17 protein-coding genes are annotated in these 19,651 nt (G+C 72.3%); 7 read left to right on the top strand and 10 right to left on the bottom strand.

All coding sequences use genetic code 11. The features are described from left to right. Positions 1–25: 25 nt before the first annotated feature. Positions 26–1,219: an ROK family transcriptional regulator gene (locus SACE_RS15950; RefSeq protein ID WP_009946300.1), complete on the bottom strand. Its 1,194-nt coding sequence runs from the start codon at positions 1,217–1,219 to the stop codon at positions 26–28. Positions 1,220–1,744: 525 nt separating this feature from the next. Here SACE_RS15950 and SACE_RS15945 point away from each other — a divergent pair. Together SACE_RS15945 and SACE_RS15940 are read left to right on the top strand one after the other, a co-directional pair. Continuing rightward, positions 1,745–2,692, top strand: coding sequence for a TauD/TfdA dioxygenase family protein (locus SACE_RS15945; protein ID WP_009946301.1), 948 nt, complete (start codon positions 1,745–1,747; stop codon positions 2,690–2,692). Positions 2,693–3,003: 311 nt separating this feature from the next. After that, entirely contained in the window at positions 3,004–5,094 is a 2,091-nt protein-coding gene (locus SACE_RS15940) for a diguanylate cyclase (RefSeq protein ID WP_011873988.1), read from the top strand. 117 nt (positions 5,095–5,211) lie between these two features. On the opposite strand, the gene SACE_RS15935 is transcribed toward SACE_RS15940, so the two are convergent. The 3 genes from SACE_RS15935 to SACE_RS15925 all read right to left on the bottom strand — a co-directional run bounded on the left by SACE_RS15935 (position 5,212) and on the right by SACE_RS15925 (position 8,612). Beyond that, the gene (locus SACE_RS15935; RefSeq protein ID WP_029621557.1) at positions 5,212–5,871 is read right to left on the bottom strand and encodes a thiaminase II/PqqC family protein; all 660 of its coding nucleotides are present in this window, start codon (positions 5,869–5,871) and stop codon (positions 5,212–5,214) included. Positions 5,872–6,091: 220 nt separating this feature from the next. Then, the gene (locus tag SACE_RS15930) at positions 6,092–7,648 is read right to left on the bottom strand and encodes a purine-cytosine permease family protein (protein ID WP_011873987.1); all 1,557 of its coding nucleotides are present in this window, start codon (positions 7,646–7,648) and stop codon (positions 6,092–6,094) included. A gap of 154 nt (positions 7,649–7,802) precedes the next feature. After that, complete coding sequence (locus tag SACE_RS15925; protein ID WP_009946305.1) at positions 7,803–8,612, bottom strand: endonuclease I family protein; 810 nt, start codon at positions 8,610–8,612, stop codon at positions 7,803–7,805. Positions 8,613–9,021: 409 nt separating this feature from the next. Here SACE_RS15925 and SACE_RS15920 point away from each other — a divergent pair, with 409 nt between their 5' ends. After that, the gene (locus tag SACE_RS15920) at positions 9,022–9,855 is read left to right on the top strand and encodes an SGNH/GDSL hydrolase family protein (protein WP_009946307.1); all 834 of its coding nucleotides are present in this window, start codon (positions 9,022–9,024) and stop codon (positions 9,853–9,855) included. A 61-nt stretch (positions 9,856–9,916) separates the two neighbouring features. Here the strand turns inward: SACE_RS15920 and SACE_RS15915 are convergent, their stop codons facing one another. Continuing rightward, entirely contained in the window at positions 9,917–10,261 is a 345-nt protein-coding gene (locus tag SACE_RS15915) for a hypothetical protein (RefSeq protein ID WP_009946308.1), read from the bottom strand. Between the two features lie 251 nt (positions 10,262–10,512). Here SACE_RS15915 and SACE_RS15910 point away from each other — a divergent pair, with 251 nt between their 5' ends. After that, a complete protein-coding gene (locus tag SACE_RS15910; protein WP_009946309.1) occupies positions 10,513–11,487 on the top strand; it encodes a Rossmann-fold NAD(P)-binding domain-containing protein in 975 nt (324 codons plus the stop codon). On the opposite strand, the gene SACE_RS15905 is transcribed toward SACE_RS15910, so the two are convergent. Then, positions 11,472–12,893: a selenium-binding family protein gene (locus SACE_RS15905; protein ID WP_009946310.1), complete on the bottom strand. Its 1,422-nt coding sequence runs from the start codon at positions 12,891–12,893 to the stop codon at positions 11,472–11,474. The two genes, SACE_RS15910 and SACE_RS15905, sit on opposite strands and share 16 nt — an antisense overlap. Before the next feature lie 354 nt (positions 12,894–13,247). Here SACE_RS15905 and SACE_RS15900 point away from each other — a divergent pair, with 354 nt between their 5' ends. Both SACE_RS15900 and SACE_RS15895 read left to right on the top strand, forming a co-directional pair. Then, positions 13,248–13,445 (top strand): hypothetical protein, encoded by a 198-nt coding sequence (locus tag SACE_RS15900; protein ID WP_231850016.1) that lies wholly within the window; start codon positions 13,248–13,250, stop codon positions 13,443–13,445. Between the two features lie 35 nt (positions 13,446–13,480). Continuing rightward, on the top strand, positions 13,481–13,822 hold the full coding sequence (locus tag SACE_RS15895; RefSeq protein WP_009946312.1) for a DUF8129 domain-containing protein: 342 nt from the start codon (positions 13,481–13,483) through the stop codon (positions 13,820–13,822). 63 nt (positions 13,823–13,885) lie between these two features. Here SACE_RS15895 and SACE_RS15890 read toward each other — a convergent pair whose 3' ends face one another. The 4 genes from SACE_RS15890 to SACE_RS15875 all read right to left on the bottom strand — a co-directional run bounded on the left by SACE_RS15890 (position 13,886) and on the right by SACE_RS15875 (position 18,517). Beyond that, positions 13,886–15,232 (bottom strand): NtaA/DmoA family FMN-dependent monooxygenase, encoded by a 1,347-nt coding sequence (locus SACE_RS15890; protein ID WP_009946313.1) that lies wholly within the window; start codon positions 15,230–15,232, stop codon positions 13,886–13,888. Between the two features lies 1 nt (position 15,233). After that, positions 15,234–16,412 carry an LLM class flavin-dependent oxidoreductase gene (locus SACE_RS15885; RefSeq protein WP_009946314.1) on the bottom strand — a complete coding sequence of 393 codons (1,179 nt, stop codon included), beginning with the start codon at positions 16,410–16,412 and terminating at the stop codon, positions 15,234–15,236. 228 nt (positions 16,413–16,640) lie between these two features. Then, positions 16,641–17,516, bottom strand: a complete 876-nt coding sequence (locus SACE_RS15880; RefSeq protein WP_009946315.1) for a TIM barrel protein — start codon at positions 17,514–17,516, stop codon at positions 16,641–16,643. Beyond that, the gene (locus SACE_RS15875; RefSeq protein WP_009946316.1) at positions 17,513–18,517 is read right to left on the bottom strand and encodes a Gfo/Idh/MocA family protein; all 1,005 of its coding nucleotides are present in this window, start codon (positions 18,515–18,517) and stop codon (positions 17,513–17,515) included. The genes SACE_RS15880 and SACE_RS15875 overlap by 4 nt, the downstream gene beginning before the upstream one ends. A 125-nt stretch (positions 18,518–18,642) precedes the next feature. Here SACE_RS15875 and SACE_RS15870 point away from each other — a divergent pair, with 125 nt between their 5' ends. Then, positions 18,643–19,650 (top strand): LacI family DNA-binding transcriptional regulator, encoded by a 1,008-nt coding sequence (locus tag SACE_RS15870; protein WP_009946317.1) that lies wholly within the window; start codon positions 18,643–18,645, stop codon positions 19,648–19,650. Position 19,651: the final 1 nt, after the last annotated feature.

Below are 19,651 nucleotides of genomic sequence, written 5' to 3'. Positions count from 1 at the left end.
CTTCCGGGTCGCCATGGCGACCCACTCAGGGGTTCTCGGTGCCGAGCAGTGCGTACGGGTGACCGTAGAGCCGTCCGAGGACTGACGTGCACGCGGCGACGGCCTGCACGTCGGGTCCGAACCGGGTGATCGCCGGCAGCTCGCCGCCGGGTAGGGCCGTGTGGGCCGCGAAGCTGTGCAGGAGGTCGTCGACGTAGTCCGGGGCGTCGGTGATCGCCTGCCCGCCCAGCACGACCGCGTCGGGGTCGACGACGTCGCGCAGCATCGCCACCGCGCGGCCGATGGCCTGCGCGCGTTCGGCGAGCAGCCGCGAGGCGACCGGGTCTCCGGCGTCGTCGGCTTCGCCGAGCAGGCGCATGTCGGGTTCGGCGATGACGCCCGCCTCGACCGCCCGGCGCGTGACGGCCTCCTCCGACACCGTGGCCTCCAGGCAGCCGGTGCGTCCGCAACGGCAGCGCTGGTCGCCGCCGATCGGCAGGTGCGCGATGTCGCCGGCGCGTCCGGGGCCGCGGTGCGGCCGCCCGTCGACCGCGATCGCGACACCGACCACCTCGCGGGCGTAGAAGTACAGCAGGCTGCGGGGTGCCCGTCCCGGGCCGAACAGCACCTCGGCGTTGGCCATCGCGGGCACGTGGCCGTCGAGATGCACCGGCAGTCCCGTTGCGCTCTCCAGGAGCGTGCGGGCGGGCACCGCGCGCCAGCCGAGCCGGTCGTGGTCGACGAGGCCTTCGGCGATGTCGACCCGGCCGCCGGTGGCGAGCCCGAGCCCGACCACCGTCCGCTCCGGCCGGCACCGCAGCAACGCCCGCACCCGCTCGGCGATCGTGGCCAGCGCGTCCTCCGGAGCGCTGCGAGGTGTCGGAATGCGGTCGCTGCACAGGAGTCCGCCCCGCAGATCGGCGAGTCCACAGGTCGTCGTGGTCACTCCGATGTGGACACCGCAGGCCGCGATCGAGCTGTCGTCGATGTCCACCGGCACCCTCGGCCGCCCGATGGCACCGTGCCGGGTCAGCTCCGGCACCTCGCGCACCAGACCGAGCTCGGCGAGGGCGGCCACCTGCCTGCTCACCGTCGCCATGCTCAGCGAGACCCGTCGCGAGATGGCGGCGCGGGACAGCGGGCCCTCCTGGCGGATGGCCCCGAGGACCAGGGCCGCGTTGGCCTCGCGCACGCCGCCGGGACGGGGGCGCGGCGGGCCGGCCGGGGTCAGGGTGGTCACGTCCTACCTCGGGATAGCCGGATTCGGGTACGTCCGAACCGCCGCGGGCGCACCGCGGTGGTGGTTGCTTTCGCTTGGGCGGAAAGTAAGTGCGGCAGCGCGGAAAAGCCGCGTGCCGAGCGCGCTTCTCGTCACGAGCGCGCGGTGCTGAGGTGGATCAGCAGTGCCGACAGGACGACGCGACGGATGTGCGCTGCACAGCGCGGCAACCGTGCGACCGGTGAGCGTCGATCTTCTGCATGGTGAGCAGGTTCCGCCGCAGGGCGCACCGGTGTCAAAGCCGCCCGCGATGCGGGATCGCACGCCCGACTTATTTTCAGTCCCGCACGACCGGTTGCGATGCCGTTCGCGGCGTCCTTACGGTGCGATCGTGGCATCGAACGGAAACCTCCGCACAGCGCTCCGCTGTTGCGACGGATGCGCGGCGCGCTTCTAGCGCCGTTTCCGCACCCCCGTTTCCGCACCGTTTCACCGTTCTCCCCCGCACCGCGCGCCGCTTCGCCGTGCGCCGAAAGGAAACTCGACATGACCGCTCAGCTCGAACACGCATCCGGCACCGCCCGCGCGGGGTCCGGGGTCCGGGTCGTCAAGCTCGGCGCGCACATCGGCGCCCGCGTCGACGGCGTCCGGCTCGGGGGCGACCTCGACGCCGGCACGGTCGAGGCGATCCGCTCGGCCCTGCTCACCCACAAGGTGATCTTCTTCCGCGACCAGGGCCACCTCGACGACGAGTCCCAGGTCGCGTTCGCCCGGCTGCTCGGCGACCTCACCCTGGCCCACCCGACGGTCCGCGGCCGGGACAACGCCAACATCCTGCCGATCGACTCCGACTACTCCAAGGCCAACAGCTGGCACACCGACGTCACGTTCGTCGACCGGGTGCCCGCTATCAGCGTGCTCCGGGCCGTGCAGCTGCCCGAGTACGGCGGCACCACCACGTGGGCGAGCACGGTGGCGGCCTACGAGAAGCTGCCCGCACCGCTCAAGGCGCTCGTCGACTCGCTGTGGGCGGTGCACACCAACGCCTACGACTACGCGGCCAACATCGACGAGACCCGCGTCGGCGGGGTCGACGTCAAGTTCCAGGAGTACCGCAGGGAATTCGTCTCCAACGTCTACGAGACCGAGCACCCGGTCGTGCGCGTGCACCCCGAGACCGGCGAGCGCGCCCTGCTGCTGGGCCACTTCGTCAAGCGGCTGGTCGGCCTCACCAGCTCGGAGTCCCACACCCTGTTCCAGCTGCTGCAGAGCCGTGTCACGCAACTGGAGAACACGGTCCGGTGGCACTGGTCCGACGGCGACCTCGCCATCTGGGACAACCGGGCGACCCAGCACTACGCCGTCGCCGACTACGACGACCTGCCCCGGCGGCTGCACCGCGTCACGCTCGCCGGCGACGTGCCGGTCGGCATCGACGGCGTGCGCAGCACGATCCGCACCGGAGACGCCTCGCACTACTCGGAGGTCTCCTGACCCGCGGCAACGTTCCCGGCGCTCGGCGACCAGCACGGCCACCGAGCGCCGGGCCGCGGTCCCGGTCGAGGCCTCCCGCACCACCGGCTGACCGGGCGCAGCCCACTGCCGCCCCGGGAGCACTTCGGGCCACGACCCGGGTTCGCTGCCGCCCGGGGACCGCGGCGCCACGCCGGGGACCGTCCGGAGAAAGCGCAGCCGCCGACCCGCCGTGCGGCTAGGCTGAACGCCACGGCCCCGCTCCCCCACGTGGCGCCGGGTCGGGACATGACCGGACGCGGTCATGCGCCTTCTCGGGGCGAAAGGGTGCGATGGCGAAAACTCCCCGGCAGCGGCCTGGCGACCGCGCGTGGCTGTACTACGTGATGGGCGGCTCGGCGACGACGCTGGTCTACTACGCGGTGCCCGCCGAAGGCGACTGGCTCGTGGTGCGGATCGTGCTGTATTGCCTGATCAGCGCCTCGGCGGTGCCGGCGATCGCGGTCGGGCTGGCCCGCTACCGGCCGGTGCCCAGGCTGCCCTGGCTGATCATCGGCGCCAGCCAGCTCGTCTACGCCGTGGCCGACGCCAGCTTCTACACCGCGCACTACATCTTCGAGGTGACGACCTTCCCGTTCGTCGCCGACATCTTCTACATCGCCCACTACCCGGCGGTCGTGGCCGGGCTCCTGCTGCTCATCGAGCGCCGGTCGCCCCGCCGCGACGTGCCCAACCTGCTCGACGCCTCGCTGCTGGCCGTGGTCGCGGCGATGCTGTCGTGGCTGTTTTTGATCGAGCCGCGCGTCCGCACCGATTCGCCGCCGCTGGTCACCGCGGCCTCGCTGGCCTACCCGGTGCTCGACCTGGCGCTGTTCGCGGTCGCGCTGCGGCTGATGCTGGGCTCCGGGCGGCGTCCCACCTCGTTCTTCCTGCTGGCCTACAACCTGCTGGCGTTCATGGCCGCCGACTCGATCTACGTCCTGCAGCAGCTCGGCGGAACCTACGGCGCGGGCAACTTCCTCGACGCGATCTGGCTGTCGGGCAACATCGCGCTCGGTGCCGCGGGCCTGCACCCGTCGATGGCGGTGCTCGGCGAGCCCGGCCCGGCCAAGGAGCAGAGCCTCGGCCCGTCACGGATCGCGGCGCTGACCGCCGCCGCGCTCGTCGCGCCCACGATGCTGCTGGTGCAGCACGGCCGCGGCGCGTTCCACGACATCCCGGTCATCGCGGCGGCGTGCGCGGTGCTGTTCCTGCTCACCATCGCGCGGCTGGTGGTGATGGTCGTCGAGCAGCGGCGGCTGGCCGTGACCGACGTGCTGACCGGGCTGTGCACCAGGCGCTACTTCGAGGCGCACCTGCCGCAGGCGATGGCTCGCTGCGAGCGGGCAGGACGGCCGCTGGCGGTGTTCATCATCGACATCGACCACTTCAAGTCCATCAACGACCGCTACGGGCACCCGGTCGGCGACCGGGTGCTGGTCGAGACCGCCACGCGGCTGCGGCGGGCGGTGCGCGAAGGCGACGTGCTGGCCCGCTACGGCGGCGAGGAGTTCGCGCTGCTGGCGCTGGACGTCGACCGGGCGGCGGTCACCGGCATGGCCGAGCGGCTGCGCGCGGCGGTCGGCGGCATGCCGGTGGAGCTGTCCACGGCCGACCGGGCCTGGGTGACGGTGTCGGTCGGTGCGGCCGGCGGCGACGGCGTCGGACGCAGCCCACAGCAGCTCATCGCCGACGCCGACCGCGCGCTGTACGCGGCCAAGGCGATGGGCCGCGACCGCGTCGCGCTCGGCGACGAGCTCGAACACGCACCCGCGGTGGACCGCGCCGCCGCCCTGCAATACCTGCACGCCGTCGCCGAGCGGGTCGACCGGCTGCTGTCCAACCAGCCGCACGGCCGCCCCGTCGGCCGCTGGGCCCGGCTGGTGTGCCAGCGGCTCGGCGCCGCCGAGGCGACGTGCGCCGACGCCGAGCTGGCCGGCAGGCTGCACGACATCGGCAAGATCGTCCTACCGGAAAGCATCCTGGCCAAGCCCACCGCGCTCAGCGAAGCCGAGTGGGCGCTGATGCGGCAGCATCCCGACCACGGGTACCGGCTCATCCGCGCGGTGGCGGGCATGGGCGAGATCGCCGAGATCGTGCGCGAGCACCACGAGCGGCTCGACGGCACCGGCTACCCCAGGGGTCTGGCAGGCACCGAGATCCGGTTCGAGGCCCGGGTCATCGCGGTGTGCGACGCGTGGGCGACGATGCGCTCGGACCGCCCGTACCAGTCGCCGCTGAACACCGAGGAAGCGCTGCGCCAGCTCCGCGACGGCAGCGGCGGCCAGTTCGACCCGCAGGTCGTCGACGCGTTCGTCGAGCTGGTCGAGCAGGGGCGGATCGACGAGCTCACCACCGGGAGCGGCCGCCCGCTGCGCGCGTAGCGGGATTCCGCGTGGGGCCGCAAACGCGATCGACATAGCCGCTTCCCGGTCGCCGCCGTGCCCGGATCGGAAGAACCGCGGGCGCGGCGACCGGCCGCTGCGGGCGTAGCGGGCCGGTCAGCCTGCCTGGTCGGCGAGGGTGTTCCAGAACATCAGCTCGTAGCTCTGGAACAGCCGCCCGTACTCCCGTGCCGCGTCGGTGACGCGGCCCGCGTCGATGCCGGCCTGCACCGCGGCGAGGGCCTGCTCCTGGGCCTCCGGCGGCGGTGAGGCGAACATGTCGAAGAACGCGCACGCGTCGTCGTCGAGGCCGTACTGGCTGCGCAGCGCCTTGGCGATGCTCGCGCAGTACTGGCCCCATGCGGCGAAGTTGGCCACCACGCCGACCACGGCGTCGGCCGGCTCGGCGTTGAGCGCCAGCCACGCCACGTACGCCGGGTACGCCTGGCAGCCCGCCTGCGGACGGTAGGCGCGCACCGCCTCCCGGTCCATGCCCAGCGCCGAGGCGAGCACCGGCAGGGCCTTGAGGGCGACGCCCTCGCCCTGGGCGAGCCCGGCGAAGAACTCGCGGGTCGGCTCGTCGGTGGCCCGCCCGGCCAGCGTCAGGAAGCTGCGCCAGTCGCTGGCCACGATGCGGTGCTCCTCCGCGGCGAGCGCGGCGAGCACCGCCCGCGGCGCCCTGCCGTCCCGCACCAGCGGGACCAGCCGGTTGTCGTCGTCCTGGGGCGCCAGATCCTGCTGCACAGACTCCAACAGGGCACGTGCCGAAGCAGTCATGGCCACGATCGTCTCACGCGCGGGCGGACCGCGGTGCCGACTCGCCGCACGCAGCATTGGTCAAGAGCCGCGCACCTCCACGAGGAAGCGGCACAAGGCCTGGGCGGCCGCCTCGCGGACCTGCCGCACGCCGTCGGCGGCGTGCCGCGCGCGCAGACGCCGCGACACCACGCTGCCGGGTCGTCTGCCGCGAACCGGAACGCAGACCGGCGGTCGCGTCTCAGTCCGGTGTGGACACCGCCGTGCCGCCCACGACGACGTCGGCGGGGTCCACGATCGGCGGCACCGGCGTGTCGGCGGCGGGCACCCACCGCGGGCCGTCCGGGCCGAAGACGCCGCGCGGCTCCGGGAAGATCCGCAGCAGCGCGAGGTAGACGACGGCGGCCAGCACCAGCGACAGCGGCAGGCCGATGTCGACACCGCCCGCGAGGTGGCCGAACGGGCCCACGAACTGGCCGGGGCTGTTGACGAACATCAGCGCGGTGGCCGCCGACAGCAGCCACGCCGACATGCCGCGCCAGTTCCACCCGTGGTCGAACCAGTACCGGCCACCGCGCTGGCGCCGGTTGAACACCTGCAGCGCGTCCGGGTCGTACCAGCCGCGCCGGGTGAGGTAGCCGAGGGTCATGACCACCATCCACGGCGCGGTGCAGGTGACGATCAGCGTGGCGAAGGTGGAGATGCTCTGCACCAGGTTCAGCCCGAACCGGCCTGCGAAGATCAGCGCGATGGCCGCGGCGCCGACCAGCGCGGTGGCCTGCACCCGGGAGAACCGCGGGAAGACGCTGGAGAAGTCCAGGCCGGTGCCGTAGAGCGCGGTGGTGCCGGTCGACATGCCGCCGATGAGCGCGATCAGGCACAGCGGCGCGAAGTACCAGCCGGGGGCGACCGCGAGCAGCCCGCCGACGTAGTTCGGTGCCTCGGCGGCCAGGTACTGCGGCGCCGCGGTGGCGATCACGGTGGCGGTCGCCAGCCCGAACCCGAACGGCACGATCGTGGCGAGCTGGGCGAACAGCGCCGCCGCCACGACCCGCGGCCGGGGCGTCGAAGCCGGGATGTAGCGCGACCAGTCACCGAGGAAGGCGCCGAACGAGACCGGGTTGGCCAGCACGATCAGCGCGGCACCGATGAACGACGGCCAGAACGCCGACGGGTCGCCCGCGTCGAGCGTCCCCGCGTACGACGGGTCGAAGGAGCCGCCGAAGGCGAACGCGCCCAGCACGAACAACGTCGTGGCCGCCACCACCGCGATCTTGTTGACCAGCAGCATGAAGCGGAACCCGTAGACGCACACCACCAGCACCAGCCCGGCGAACACCGCGTAGGCGACGGCGAACGCGACGGGCGTCTCCGGCACGTGCAGCACCCGGCTCGCCGTGCCGACCAGCGCGTCACCGGAGCTCCACACCGAGATGGCGAAGAAGGTCACCGCGGTCAGCAGCGACAGGAACGAGCCGACGATCCGGCCGTGCACGCCGAGGTGCGCGGACGAGGAGACCGCGTTGTTGGTCCCGTTGGCCGGGCCGAACACCGCCATCGGGCACAGCACGAGCGCCCCCGCGGTCAGGCCGAGCGCGGTCGCGGCCAGTCCCTGCCAGAAGGACAGGCCGAACAGGATGGGGAACGCGCCGAGCACGGCGGTCGAGAACGTGTTGGCACCGCCGAAGCTGAGGCGGAACAGGTCCAGGGGCCCCGCGGTGCGTTCGTGGTCGGGGATCCGCTCGACGCCGTTCTGCTCGACCGCGGTGACCGGTGGCGGCGCCACCTCGTTCGCCATCGCTCTGCCCTCCCGCACGCGCACTGTTGTGATCAGCCAGGATGTGCCGTCGCGGTCGCGGCCGGAAGCGGGTGATCCTCCAACGGCAGCCGTCGGCGTTGTAGGAAAGCACAAGCCTGCGCCGGCGGCGGGAGGGCCACCGGCGCCGGCCACGTCAGCGCCAGATCTCGCCGACCCACTCCGGGTGGTCGATGAACGGGTTCCGGTTGTGCTGGAACTGGTCGAAGATGACCTGGTTGCGGCGCTTCTCGAACTCGTCCGGCGGGTCCTGGGCGTGCCACTCGCGAAGCACCGACACCCGGCCCATGAACGGCGCCGAACCGTTGTCGACGTTGTCGTTGAGCTCCAGGTCGGCGAAGCCTTCCTGGCCCTGCCAGCGCACCGCCATGTAAAAGATCATTCGCGCGACGTCGCCCTTGACCTCGTCGCGCGGCTCGTAGGAGTCGTCGTCGGTGAAGTTGCCGGGCGCCTCGCCGACCTCCGAGCCGCCCATGTCGAAGTCCTTGCTGCCGCGCGTGCTGTTGACCGAGACGTCGGTCGGGCGCAGGTGGTGGACGTCGGTGCCGGGGCCCGGGGCGGTGCCGAAGTCACCGTGCGACTTGGCCCAGACGTGCTCGCGGTTCCAGTCGTCGGCGCCGCCGCCGTTGGTGTCCTTGCTCTGCGAACGCCCGGTGTAGAGCAGGACGACGTTGGCCGGGTTCTGCGGGTCCTCGTCGGTGGCCTTGAGCGCGTCCCAGACCCCGTCGTAGGAGAGCGTCGTGGTGCCGTTGCCGATGATCTGGTGGAGGGCGGTCTTGAGCTCCTCGCCGGTCTTGCCGATCGCGTCCTGGTAGTAGTCGTCGGCGGTGACCACCGGGGCACCGGCATGCGGTTCGACGGGCTCGGCTGCCGAGGCCTGGGGCGCGACGGCCACCAGCGCGAAGCCGAGCAGCAGGGGTAAGGGTTTCCAGCGGGCGTTGTGCACAGGCGTTGTCCTCTCCCGGCGAGCCGGGGTGCGCCGCGGACAGCGCCGCCGCGTGCCCCCAGGCTGCTGTCTTTCCGGGAGCGTCCCACAGAACGATCTCTATCGAGTGAACCAAACGGAGCAGTTCGGTTTCCGAGAGTGATGATCAAGGCGAACAACACCAGCGAGAACGGCACGGCAACCAGATCGTGGTCACCCAACGCTACTTTCGTCGTGGTTCGAAAGTGCCGGCGACCCGGCCGTGGCGGTAGGTCCGTTCGGCGCCGAGGAGCGTCGCGCACCGCCATCGGGCTTGCGCCCCCGCCGCGTCCGCGCCCCCGCCGCGTCCGCGCCCGCGCCGAGTCTTCGCCTGACGGTCGCCGGATCGCCACCGATACCTCACCGGATGTGGAGCATCGCTCAGAATCATGTGCGCGTGCACGCAGAGGCGATCACTCCGGTCCCGTCGGCGCGAGGTGAGCCGACCACGCTAGCGGTCCTGGGCGACTCCATCGCCGTGGGCATCGGCGACCCGGTGCGAGGCGGCGCCTGGCGCGGCTTCGCGCCGATACTCGCCGGTGCGATGGACGTGCGCCTGGCCAACGTCGCCACCAGCGGGGCGCGCGTGGCCGACGTCCGCAACCACCAGCTGCCGCTGGCGCTGCGGGAGGAGCCCGACCTCGCCGTGGTGATCGTGGGGATGAACGACACGATGCGATCGGACTTCGACGCCGAACGCATGCACGCCGACCTCGACCGCGTGCTGTCGTCGCTGACCGCGGCGGGCGCGGCGGTGGTGACCATCCGCTACCACGACCACGGCAGGGTTTTCCGGCTACCGGGGCCGCTGCGCCGCCTGCTCGCCGCGCGCATCGGTGAGCTCAACTCCGCGCTGGAGGCCGCCGCGCACCGCAACGGCTCCGGAGTCGTCGACCTCGACCGGCTGCCCGGCGCGTACCACCCCTCGATCTGGAGCGTCGATCGGCTGCACCCCTGCGAGCTCGGACACCGGCTGCTCGCGCACGCCTTCGCGTGCCAGTTCGCCGAAGCCGGTGTGACCGTCTCCGGGGAGGTCTCGTTGCAGTGCTCCGGCGGAGTGCGCGTGCGGCGGCTCGACCACCTGGGGTGGTTGGTGTTCAAGGGAGTTCCGTGGCTGCTGAGCCGCGGCCGCGACCTCGTGCCGCACCTGCTGCGCACCTTGCTGCGCCCCAGCGGCGTGCCGGAGAGCATCGCCGCGCCGCAGCAGAACCGGTCGATCGGCTGACGACCGTGCCGTGACGTCCCCCGGGAAACCGAACCCCAGACCCCAGACCGTCGGCCGAGCGCTACGCCGGGCGGGCGTCGGTGACGTGGAAGGGAATTCCCTGCATGCAGGTCGTGGGCGTGCCCGGCCGAGCCTCACCGCGGACCACCACGTGCAGTCCCGGCCTGCGGATGTCCGGGTCGTCCCCGATCAGCTGGTAAAGCTTGCCGCCCGAACGCAGCACGTAGCACCCGGTTTCGACACCGGAGGCGATCGTGCCGCTGATCGTGGCCCGTTCGGCGCGATCGGGCGCCGGTGCGGCCACCGGCGGGGCCGGGCCGGCCTGGGTGGCGGAGTCCTGTTGCACGGCGCAGCCGACGGCCGCGACGGCCAGTCCGGCGCAGAGGAGAAGTCGTAACGCATCCATGGGCCCAATTGGACTACTGCACCAAACCGGACGCGAACCCGATGAAGGACCGCGCGCGCAGACACCACCTGGGGCGCCATCGCATGGTTTCGGAAGGCCTTCAACAACGCGGTTTCGAACCCGCGCCGGCAGCCACGGCGAAAGTTCATGGCGGAAAGCTTGACAAACCGGTTGGGACTTTCTGCTGAAACGACGCCCTGGCTCGTCGCTGGCTTCCGGGTTCGAGATACCGGTCTTCCCGAGGAGTTTCGATGATCCTGCTCACGGCCATGCCCCCGTCCCGGAAGCCGGGGGCCGTACCGACGGTGTCCGTCGTCCGAAGTCTGGCCGGATGCCTGCACGACCGCGGCGAGCAGGTGCGCGTTCTGATTCCGCCGTCGGAGGCGGACGGCTGGCCGGAGAACGTCGTGCTGCACGTCGGGACGGTCACCGACCCGGCCGCGTTCGCCGCAGCCGCCTCAGGCTCCGAGCGGGTGTTCCTCGCCGGTCTTGTCGGTGAGTTTCTTCAACCACTGCGTGCGCTCACCAACGCGCTCGTCGCGAACGGGATCAGCCGGGTCGTCAGGCTCGGCCCGCACGGCTCCGACTTCGAGGACGAGATCTCCGAGGAGACCTGGCAGTGGTCGGCGTTCGAGCGGAGCCTGGACACGCACGAGTGGGCAGGCCTGCGGCCGACCGCGGTGATGGCCAACGCGGTAGTCGGCGGCTACCCGATTCCGGGTGCCGCGGCAGTGGAAACGATCATGCAGTGCCGGGAGATCCACGAGTACCTCCCGGACGCCCCATACGCGTTCATCCACGAGCACGACCTCGCCGAGATCGCGGCGGCTCTGCTGCTCGGCAACGCATACCGCGGGACGGTCGAGGTCAGCGGGACCACGGTCAGTGCCACCGAGCGCCTGGCAGCACTCGGCTCTGCGCTCGGCATCGAAGGAGCTGCTGGTCGAACTGTCCCGGGAGCAGGCCGTGGACAGGTGGCGGCGGGAGGGATGGCCCGAGGACACGATCGCCGTGATGCTCCACGCGCTGCCCGCCTTCGCCGCCCAATCCGGCAGTCCCGTGCTGCGCGAGCGGGAGGAAACGGCCCGTGCGCTGCTCGAGCCCCACGCACGTTCCGGCAATGGGCGAACGAACTCGCCGACGGCTCGACGTCCCCACGTCGCCGCGGTGACGTCGAGCCGGGACGGGGTCTGCCCGAGCGGGACGCGGCTCAGGCGAAGCAGTAGGAGTCCGAGGACGCGTCCCCTCCCTGCAACCGGACCTGGTGCACCCGCAGGCCGTGGAACTCCGCACCGCGCGGGAAGAACCGCGGGTCCGGCGTCAGCCCTCCCCCGGCGTCCGGGTCGGTGTCGAGCTTGGCCAGCCAGGCGCCGACGCCGTCGGGGTAGAACTGGTCGTCCCACGACCCGTAGAGCGAGTTGGACAGGTAGATGCGCCTGCCGTCCCGGCTGACCTCCACCATCTGCGGCCCGCCCGACAGCGCCTCGTCCGGGGCGGCGGGGTGCGGCGTGCGGCGGGTGATGCCGCCGAGCCGGACCGAGCCGACCTCCCTGGGCTGCGAGGGATCGCTGACGTCGTACTGCTTGAGCTCGCCGGTTCCCCAGCACGAGACGTAGAGGAACCGGTCGTCGACCGACAGCGCGATGTCGGTGACAAGGGGCGGCACGGCACCGAACGGCTTGAGCGCCGGGGGCAGGTCCTCCGGGTCGGCCGGCTCGGCGGGGATCGTGATGACCTTCTCGGCGTTCCAGCGGTCGCCGTCGCGGTACCAGCGCCACACCGAGGCCGACAGGTCCGCGGTGCTCACGACCACCCCCGCGAAGCCCCAGGTCGCGTCGGGGTTGTGAGCGGGGCGCAGCTCCAGCACCATCTGGTGCTCGGCGCCGAGGTCGACGCGCTGGACGTGCCGGCCGGCGTCGAGGTCCCAGAAGTGCAGCGCGTGGCCGTACTGGTTGCCGAGCAGCAGTTCGGGGTTCAGCCCGTCCTCGATCATGGAGGGCGTTCCCCACTCGCTGGTGATCAGCGTGTTGTGGTTGAGGTGCCACCACGCGTCGTAGGCCAGGTGCTGCGGGCCGCGGTCGGTCTCCCACGCGCGCACGACGTCGAAGGTGTCGTGGTCCAGCACCGCGATGCCGCCGGGGCCGTCCGACCCGTTCGCGCCGCCCAGGCACGACAGGTAGATGCCGGTCGGACCGCAGTGCAGCGTATGCGGCCGGGAGTAGCCCGCGCGCTCGGCGAGCTCGGCGGCCTCGATGGTGCGCACCAGCGCGGGGCGAGCCGGGTCGGCGTGGGTGTCGTAGACGTGGATGCGCGAGGACCGCAGGCCGGGCAGCAGCAGGTACCTGCGGTGCAGACCGCCGGCGTGGTGCTCGGCGTGGGCGATGGAGCTGCTGCACGCGTTCCAGCCGAAGTGGTGCAGTTCGTCCCCGCGCGTGGGCAGGTCCGTCCACCCCACCACCCGGCCGTAGCCGTCGGACTCCGGGTCGGTGCCGATGGCGGTCAGGGCGTCGGGGCGCTGGGCGCCGCGGTCGAAGGCGACGACGTAGGCCAGCTTCTCGGCGGGCGCGGCGATGGCCTCCGCCGGGGTGCGGTAGAAGGTCGGGTCCGTGTGGTGGTGCGACGACGAGCTCATGACTGCTCCTGTGGCAGAGTTGTGAGCGGTGGGCGCGGACGCTGTGCCCACGAGCCTGCCGCTCGGTGACCGGCGTGTCACGCCCGCGATCCGGTGTTCCACTCCGCAAGAACGGCGCGGGGCGCGTTACCCGTTCGGCGCAACATCATCCGTCCTAACTGGATTCTCCCGCCGGTGCCGCCCAGCCGCCGACCGAGGCGGCCGGGCGCGCACCGCCAGGGGTCTGAACCGATTCGGGAGTCTGATTGACACCGCGGCGCACCGGGTAGGCAACTGTCAACAGACGACCTCGCGAGAACGCGAGCAGCACAGGTGGGAGGTGACGTGGACACCATGGTCCACAATGCGCATTTCATGCCCGCCCGACGCGGAACCGAGCCGATGGTCAGCGTGCGGGACGACCGCGGGGCGGAGGTCACCGAGCTGGCCCTGCCGGAGACGGTGACCACGCCGGACCAGGCCGAGGAGGAACTGCGCGCGGCCGGCTGGGCCCGCAGCGCGCAGTGGAGCACCACCGACGACGGGTGGACCGCACCGGTCGTCGCGGTGTGACCACGACCGACCGGCGAAGGCCAGGAGGACCAGCGATGCCCGCAGACCAACTGCCCCTACCCGACTACGACGAGCTCCCGATCGGGCAGCTCCGCCACCGCATCCGGTCGCTGCAACCGGACCAGGTGCGGGAGTTGCTGGAGCACGAGCAGCGGCACGCCCACCGCCTGCCCGTCGAGGAGTTGCTGACCAACCGGTTGCAGGAGCTGGAAGAGGGCGCCGAGCCCGCACCCGGCTCGCCCGAGTCGATGCCCGAGACGCCCGGACACACCCGCGGCGGGTCGCCGGTATCGCCCGGCAGCGGCCGGGGTCCGAGCGGACCGCCGCCCAGGCACGGCATCATCGGCGAGCAGGGCAGGCCGAACCCCAACAGCTGACGCGGAGCGTGGTGGTCCCCGCCGGTCGAGTCCGACCGGCGGGGACCACCGTGCCGCGAGCGCTCAGTCCACGGCGCCGATGCCGAGGTGGTCGCGCAGCGACGGCCCCTCGTACTCGGTGCGGAACACCCCGCGTTCCTGGAGCAACGGCACGACGGTGTCGGCGAACTCGTCCAGTCCGCCCGGGGTGACGTGCGGGACCAGGATGAAGCCGTCGCAGGCGTCGGCCTGCACGAACTCGTTGATGGAGGCCGCGACGGTGGCCGCCGACCCGACGAAGGTCTGCCGAGCGGTGACCTCGATGATGAGTTCGCGCAGCGACAGCTTCTTCGCCTCGGCCAGCTCCCGCCACTGCTTCGCCGTGGCCGGCGGGTCCCGGTACATGCGGACGCTGGCCCGGCCCTTGGCGATCGTGTTCTCCCCGACGACCGGGTCCACCTCCGGCAGCGGGCCGTCCGGGTCGTAGCCGGAGAGGTCGCGGTTCCACAGCTGCTCGGCGAACCTGATCGCGGTCTGCCCGCTGACCTGCTGACGGCGCACGACCTCGGCCCGCTCCCGCGCCTCGGAGTCGGTGTCGCCGAGCACGAACGTCGCGGCGGGCAGCACCACGAGCTGGTCGTGCGTGCGGCCGTGACGGGCCAGCCTCCCCTTGACGTCGGAGTAGAACTTCCGGCCGGCTTCCAAGGTCGCGTGCCTGGTGAAGATCGCGTCGGCGGTCGCGGCGGCGAACTCCCGTCCTTCGTCGGAGTCGCCCGCCTGCAGGATCACCGGCCGGCCCTGCGGGGAGCGCGGCACGTTGAACCGGCCGGAGATGTCGAAGTGCGCGTCGTGGTGAGCGAACGCGCCGGCGTTCGGGTCCTTCAGGAACGTCCCGGACTCGCGGTCGGCGAGGATCTCGTGTCCCCGCCACGAGTCGAGCAGCTCCCACGCGGTGCGCAGGAAGGTCTCGGCGCGCTCATAGCGCTGCTCCTGCGGCAGGAAACCGCCGCGCCGGAAGTTCTCCCCGGTGAAGGCGTCCCACGAGGTGACCACGTTCCACGCCGCACGGCCCTCCGACAGGTGGTCGAGGGTGGCGAACTGCCGGGCCACCTCGTAGGGCTCGTTGAACGTGGAGTTGATGGTGCCCGCCAGACCGATGCGCTCGGTCACGGCCGCGAGCGCCGAGAGCACCGCGAACGTGTCCGGCCTGCCGACTACGTCGAGGTCGTGGATCTTGCCCGCCTGCTCGCGCAGTCGCAGTCCCTCGGCGAGGAAGAAGAAGTCGAACTTCGCGCGTTCGGCAGTCCTCGCCAGGTGCGCGAACGAGCCGAACTCGATGTGGCTGCCCGCCTGCGGATCGCTCCAGACGGTCGTGTTGTTGACCCCGGGGAAGTGCGCGGCCAGGTGGATCTGCTTGAGCGGCTTGGTCATCTCACACTCCGGCGTAGCGGTTGGCGGGACGGTCGAGGCCGAGCAGGCCGCGCAGGGTGGCCGCCTCGTACCGGCGGCGGAACGCGCCGCGGCGGTGCAGCTCGGGCACCAGTCCGCGGGTGATGGCCGCCAGGTCGTGCGGGATCGCGGCGGGACGCAACCGGAAACCGTTCAGTCCCGCGCCGGCCCACTCGAGCAGCCGGTCGGCGAGCTGCGCCGGCGTGCCGGTGAAGACCTGCGCGTCGGAAGACAGCGGTGCATCGTCGAGCTCGTCCAGGCGCGCCTTGCGCGCCTGCGCGGCCGCTCGGGACTCGTCGAGGAAGACCAGCAGGTCGCCGAACAGGTGAGCGCTCTGCGGCGACCGCCCCGCGACCTCCAGCTCACCGCGCACCTGCTCGGCGATCGAGCGGACCTCGGCCACGTCGCGCGGTGTCACGAAGACGACGTCGGCCGACCGCGCCGCCAGCCGATAGGTGCGCCGACCGTGCGCGAGCACCGCCACCGGCGGCTGGCCCTGCGGCGGCCGAGGCGTGATCGACGGTCCCTTGACGCTGAACCACCTGCCGGTGAAGTCGATGTAGTGCAGCTTGTCGCGGTCGATGAACCTGCCGGTGGCGACGTCGCGGATCTCCGCGTCGTCCTCCCAGCTGTCCCACAGCCGCCGCAGCACCTCGACGTAGTCGGCCGCCTCCTCCAGCAGTCCGGCGACGTGCCCGTCCGGCGCCCCTGGCGGGAACTCCCGCCGGCCGAAGTGCGCCGCCTCGCTGAGGCGCGGCGCGATCTGCGGGCGGATCCCCGCGCGTCCGGTGCTGACGTAGTCGAGCGTGGCGATCGCCTTGGAGAGGTGGAAGGGCTCGGTGTGGGTGGCGACCGCGGTGGGGACCAACCCGATGTTGGCGGTGCGCGGCGCGACCCGGGACGCGACCAGCACCGCGTCGAGCCTGCCGCGAACCTGGTCGGTGCGGTCGTCGAAGCCGTCGTCGAGCGAGGACTGCGGGGCCAGCGAGTCCTCGACGGTGACGAAGTCCAGCAGGCCCCGCTCGGCCTCACCGACGACGTCGACCCAGTACCGCGCGCTGAACAGCTCGTGCGGCCGGGCGTCCGGCTCCCGCCACGCGGCCGGGTGCCAGCCCGCACCGTCCAACGCCACTGCCAGGTGCATTCCCGATCCCGGTGCCATGCGGGTGATCCCTTCTGCGGTCTGCCGCCGACAACGGCTGCAAGGGATCACCGGGCGTCGCTATTCCGGCACCGGCACGACGTCCACACCCTGGGAAGGCGCGGCGTGCCGGAGTGCCACCGGAACCGCTGCGCGAGGTGAGGCGAAGACAGGCCCTCAGGTCGTGCCGCTCCAGCTCCTCGACCGCGCTCGCGGTGGCACCCACGGCGAAAACCGGTCGCTCACCGGCTAAAGCCCGGAGAACACCTGGTCCAGGTGCGCGAGACTGCGTTCGGTGTCGAGGCGGGGCGCCGACGTCGAAGCCCCCGGCCTCAGCGCGGTGTCCTGCTCGATCACGTACCAGCCCCGGTAGCCCGCCTCGTGCACGGCGCGCACCATCGCGCCGGTGTCGACGTCGCCTTCGCCGAGCGGCACGAACAGCCCTCCGGCCACCGCATCGGTGAACGCCACGCTGCCCGCGCGGACCTGCTCGCACAGGTCGGCGCGAACGTCCTTGAGGTGGATGTGGCCGACGCGCTCCGGGTGCTTGGCGGCGAGCGCGACCGGATCGGTCCCGCCGAGCATCAGGTGGCCGGTGTCCAGGCACAGGGGCATCGGGGAGTCGGCGAGGAAGCGCTCGACCTCGGCCTCGGTCTCCACGTGTGTACCGACGTGGGGGTGCAGCACGGTGCGCAGCCCGCGGGCGGCCGCGACCTCGGCGATGCGGTCGGCCGTCTCGACGAGCCTGGCCCACGACTCGTCGTCGAGATCGGGACGCTCGTCGTAGCCGTCGAGCCCGGTGGCCGCCGCCAGCACCAGCACGTCACCGCCGCATTCGGCGAACTGCGCCGCCGAGCGCTCCGCTGCTCGCAAACTGTCCCGCGCGGTTTCGGCGTCGTGCAGCGGCACCGCGAGGAAACCGCCGACGAGCTCCAGGCCGTAGCGGTCGAGCAGCCGCTTCGGGTCGTCGGAGAGGTAGCCGGGCGGCCCGAGCTCGGTGGCGCGCACGCCCAGCTCGGCCATCTCGGCGAGGACGAGATCGGCGTCGAGCTTGGTGCCCCATCCGGGAACCTCGCTCACGCCCCAGGAAATCGGCGCTGCGGCGACGCGGAACCCGGTGCTCATGCGACCACATCCCGCTCCTCGACGACGACCGGACGACCGGTGCGCGCGGACAGCTCGCAGGCGTCGGCCAGCCGCAGGCTCACCAGGCTCTCCCGCGCCGGCGAGGGATTCTCGGCCCGGCCCGCGATCACCTCGCAGAACACGCGCATCTCGTTGACGTAGGCGTCGTGGTAGCGCTCGGTGAACGACTTCCACGCCCGCACCGGCCGGGGCCCGGCCTGCTCCAGGGAGTTCAGCGGGGTGCAGTCGTCGACGCCGACCGCGAGGGTGTCGCGGGAGGCGAAGACCTCCATCCGGCAGTCGTAGCCCACCGGGTCGTGGCGGGCCGCCGACAGCAGCGCGTGCGCTCCCCCGGCGAAGCGCAGGGTCACGATCGCGTTGTCCACGTCGCCCGCCGCGGCGAACGCCTCGTCGACCAGCACCGAGCCCGAGGCGTAGACCTCGGTGACCGGCTCGCCGACCAGCCACGGCACCGCGTCCAGGTCGTGGATCAGGCAGTCGCGGAACAACCCGCCGGAGGTGGCCACGAACTCGCTCGGCGGGGGCGTGTGGTCGTTGCACACCGCGCGGACCAGGTAGACCGACCCCGCCTCCCCCGCGCGCAGCCTGCGGTGCAGCTCCGCGGTCGCGGGGTCGAACCGGCGCTGGAAGCCGATCACCACCGGCACGCCCGACGCCTCGATCTCCTCCACCAGCGCCGCGCTGGTCGCCACGTCGGCGGCCAGCGGCTTCTCGCACAGCACGGGCGTTCCCGCGGCGATCGCGCGGCGCACCATGTCCGGGTGGGTGTCGGTGGGCGTGGCCACCAGCACGCCGTCGGCCGCGAGCAGGTCCTCGACGGTGTCCACCGCCCTGGTGCCTGCGCCCAGTCCCGCGGCGACCTCGGCGGCCCGGCCCGGGACCGGGTCGTACAGCAGGACCTCGTCCACCTCGGGCACGGCGGCCAGGTTCGCCGCGTGCATGGAGCCGATCCGGCCGACTCCGGCTACTCCGATGTCCATCTCTGCGCACAGCCTCCGTTGCGGTGGGGTTTCGTTGGAGCGCTCTAACTAGTTGGAGCGCTCCAATGCTGTATGCTGGCTCTCAGCGATGTCAACACCCCGGCGGGCAGGGAAGGAGCGCGTTCGTGCAGCGGCCGACCATGGAGGATGTCGCGGCGCGGGCGGGCGTCTCGCGCGCGCTGGTCTCGCTGGTGATGCGGGAGTCGCCCAAGGTCAGCCCGCACCGCAGGGAGGCGGTGCTGCGCGCGGCCGAGGAGCTCGGCTACTCACCGCACGCGATGGCCCGCTCGCTGGCCTCGCGCACGTCCACGGTGCTGGGTGTGATGGTCTCGGACCTGCACAACCCGTTCTTCGCCGAGATCGTCGACGGCCTCGACGCGGCGGCCAGGGCCGAGGGCTTCGAGCTGATCATCAACACCGGCGGCCGCAGCGCCTCGCGCGAGGGCAGGGCGGTCGAGAGCCTGCTTTCGTTCCGCCCGGCCGGACTCGTGCTGCTGGGGCCCGCCGTCCCGGCCGCCGCGATCGCCTCGGCAGCCGACCGGGCACCGGTCGTGCTGGTCGCACGCTCCTCCCGGCTGCGCACCGTGGACACCGTCAACGACGACGGCGAGGCGGGCTCGCAGCTGGCCGTGGACCACCTCGTCGGGCTCGGCCACACCCGCATCGCCCACCTCGACGGCGGGCACGGTTCGCAGGCCGCGCCGCGCAAGCGCGGCTACACCCGGGCGATGCGCCGCCACGGCCTCGAGCCGGTCGTGCTGCCCAGCGAGTACACCGACGTCGCGGGAGCCAAGACCGCCGGGCGGCTGCTGGAGCGCGTCGACGAGCTGCCCACCGCCATCGTGGCCGCCAACGACTTCAACGCGGTGGGTGCGATCTCGGCGCTGGAGGAGTCCGGGCTGGAGGTGCCGCGCGACATCTCGGTGATCGGCTACGACAACACCTCGCTGGCCGCGCTCTCGCACGTCGCGCTGACCACTGTGGACCAGCCGCGGCGGGAGATGGGCAGGCTGGCCGCGGAGGCCCTGCTGCAGCGGGTGCGGGAGGGACGCACCGAGCCGGTGCGCCACCTCCTGCAACCGAAGCTGGTCGCCCGCTCCACCACCACGGCCCCGCCCGAACCGCACCGGTGAG

Origin of the sequence: Saccharopolyspora erythraea NRRL 2338, from assembly GCF_000062885.1 — a bacterium.
Lineage (GTDB): Bacteria > Actinomycetota > Actinomycetes > Mycobacteriales > Pseudonocardiaceae > Saccharopolyspora_D > Saccharopolyspora_D erythraea.
This window is presented reverse-complemented; position numbering and strand designations above follow the sequence as displayed.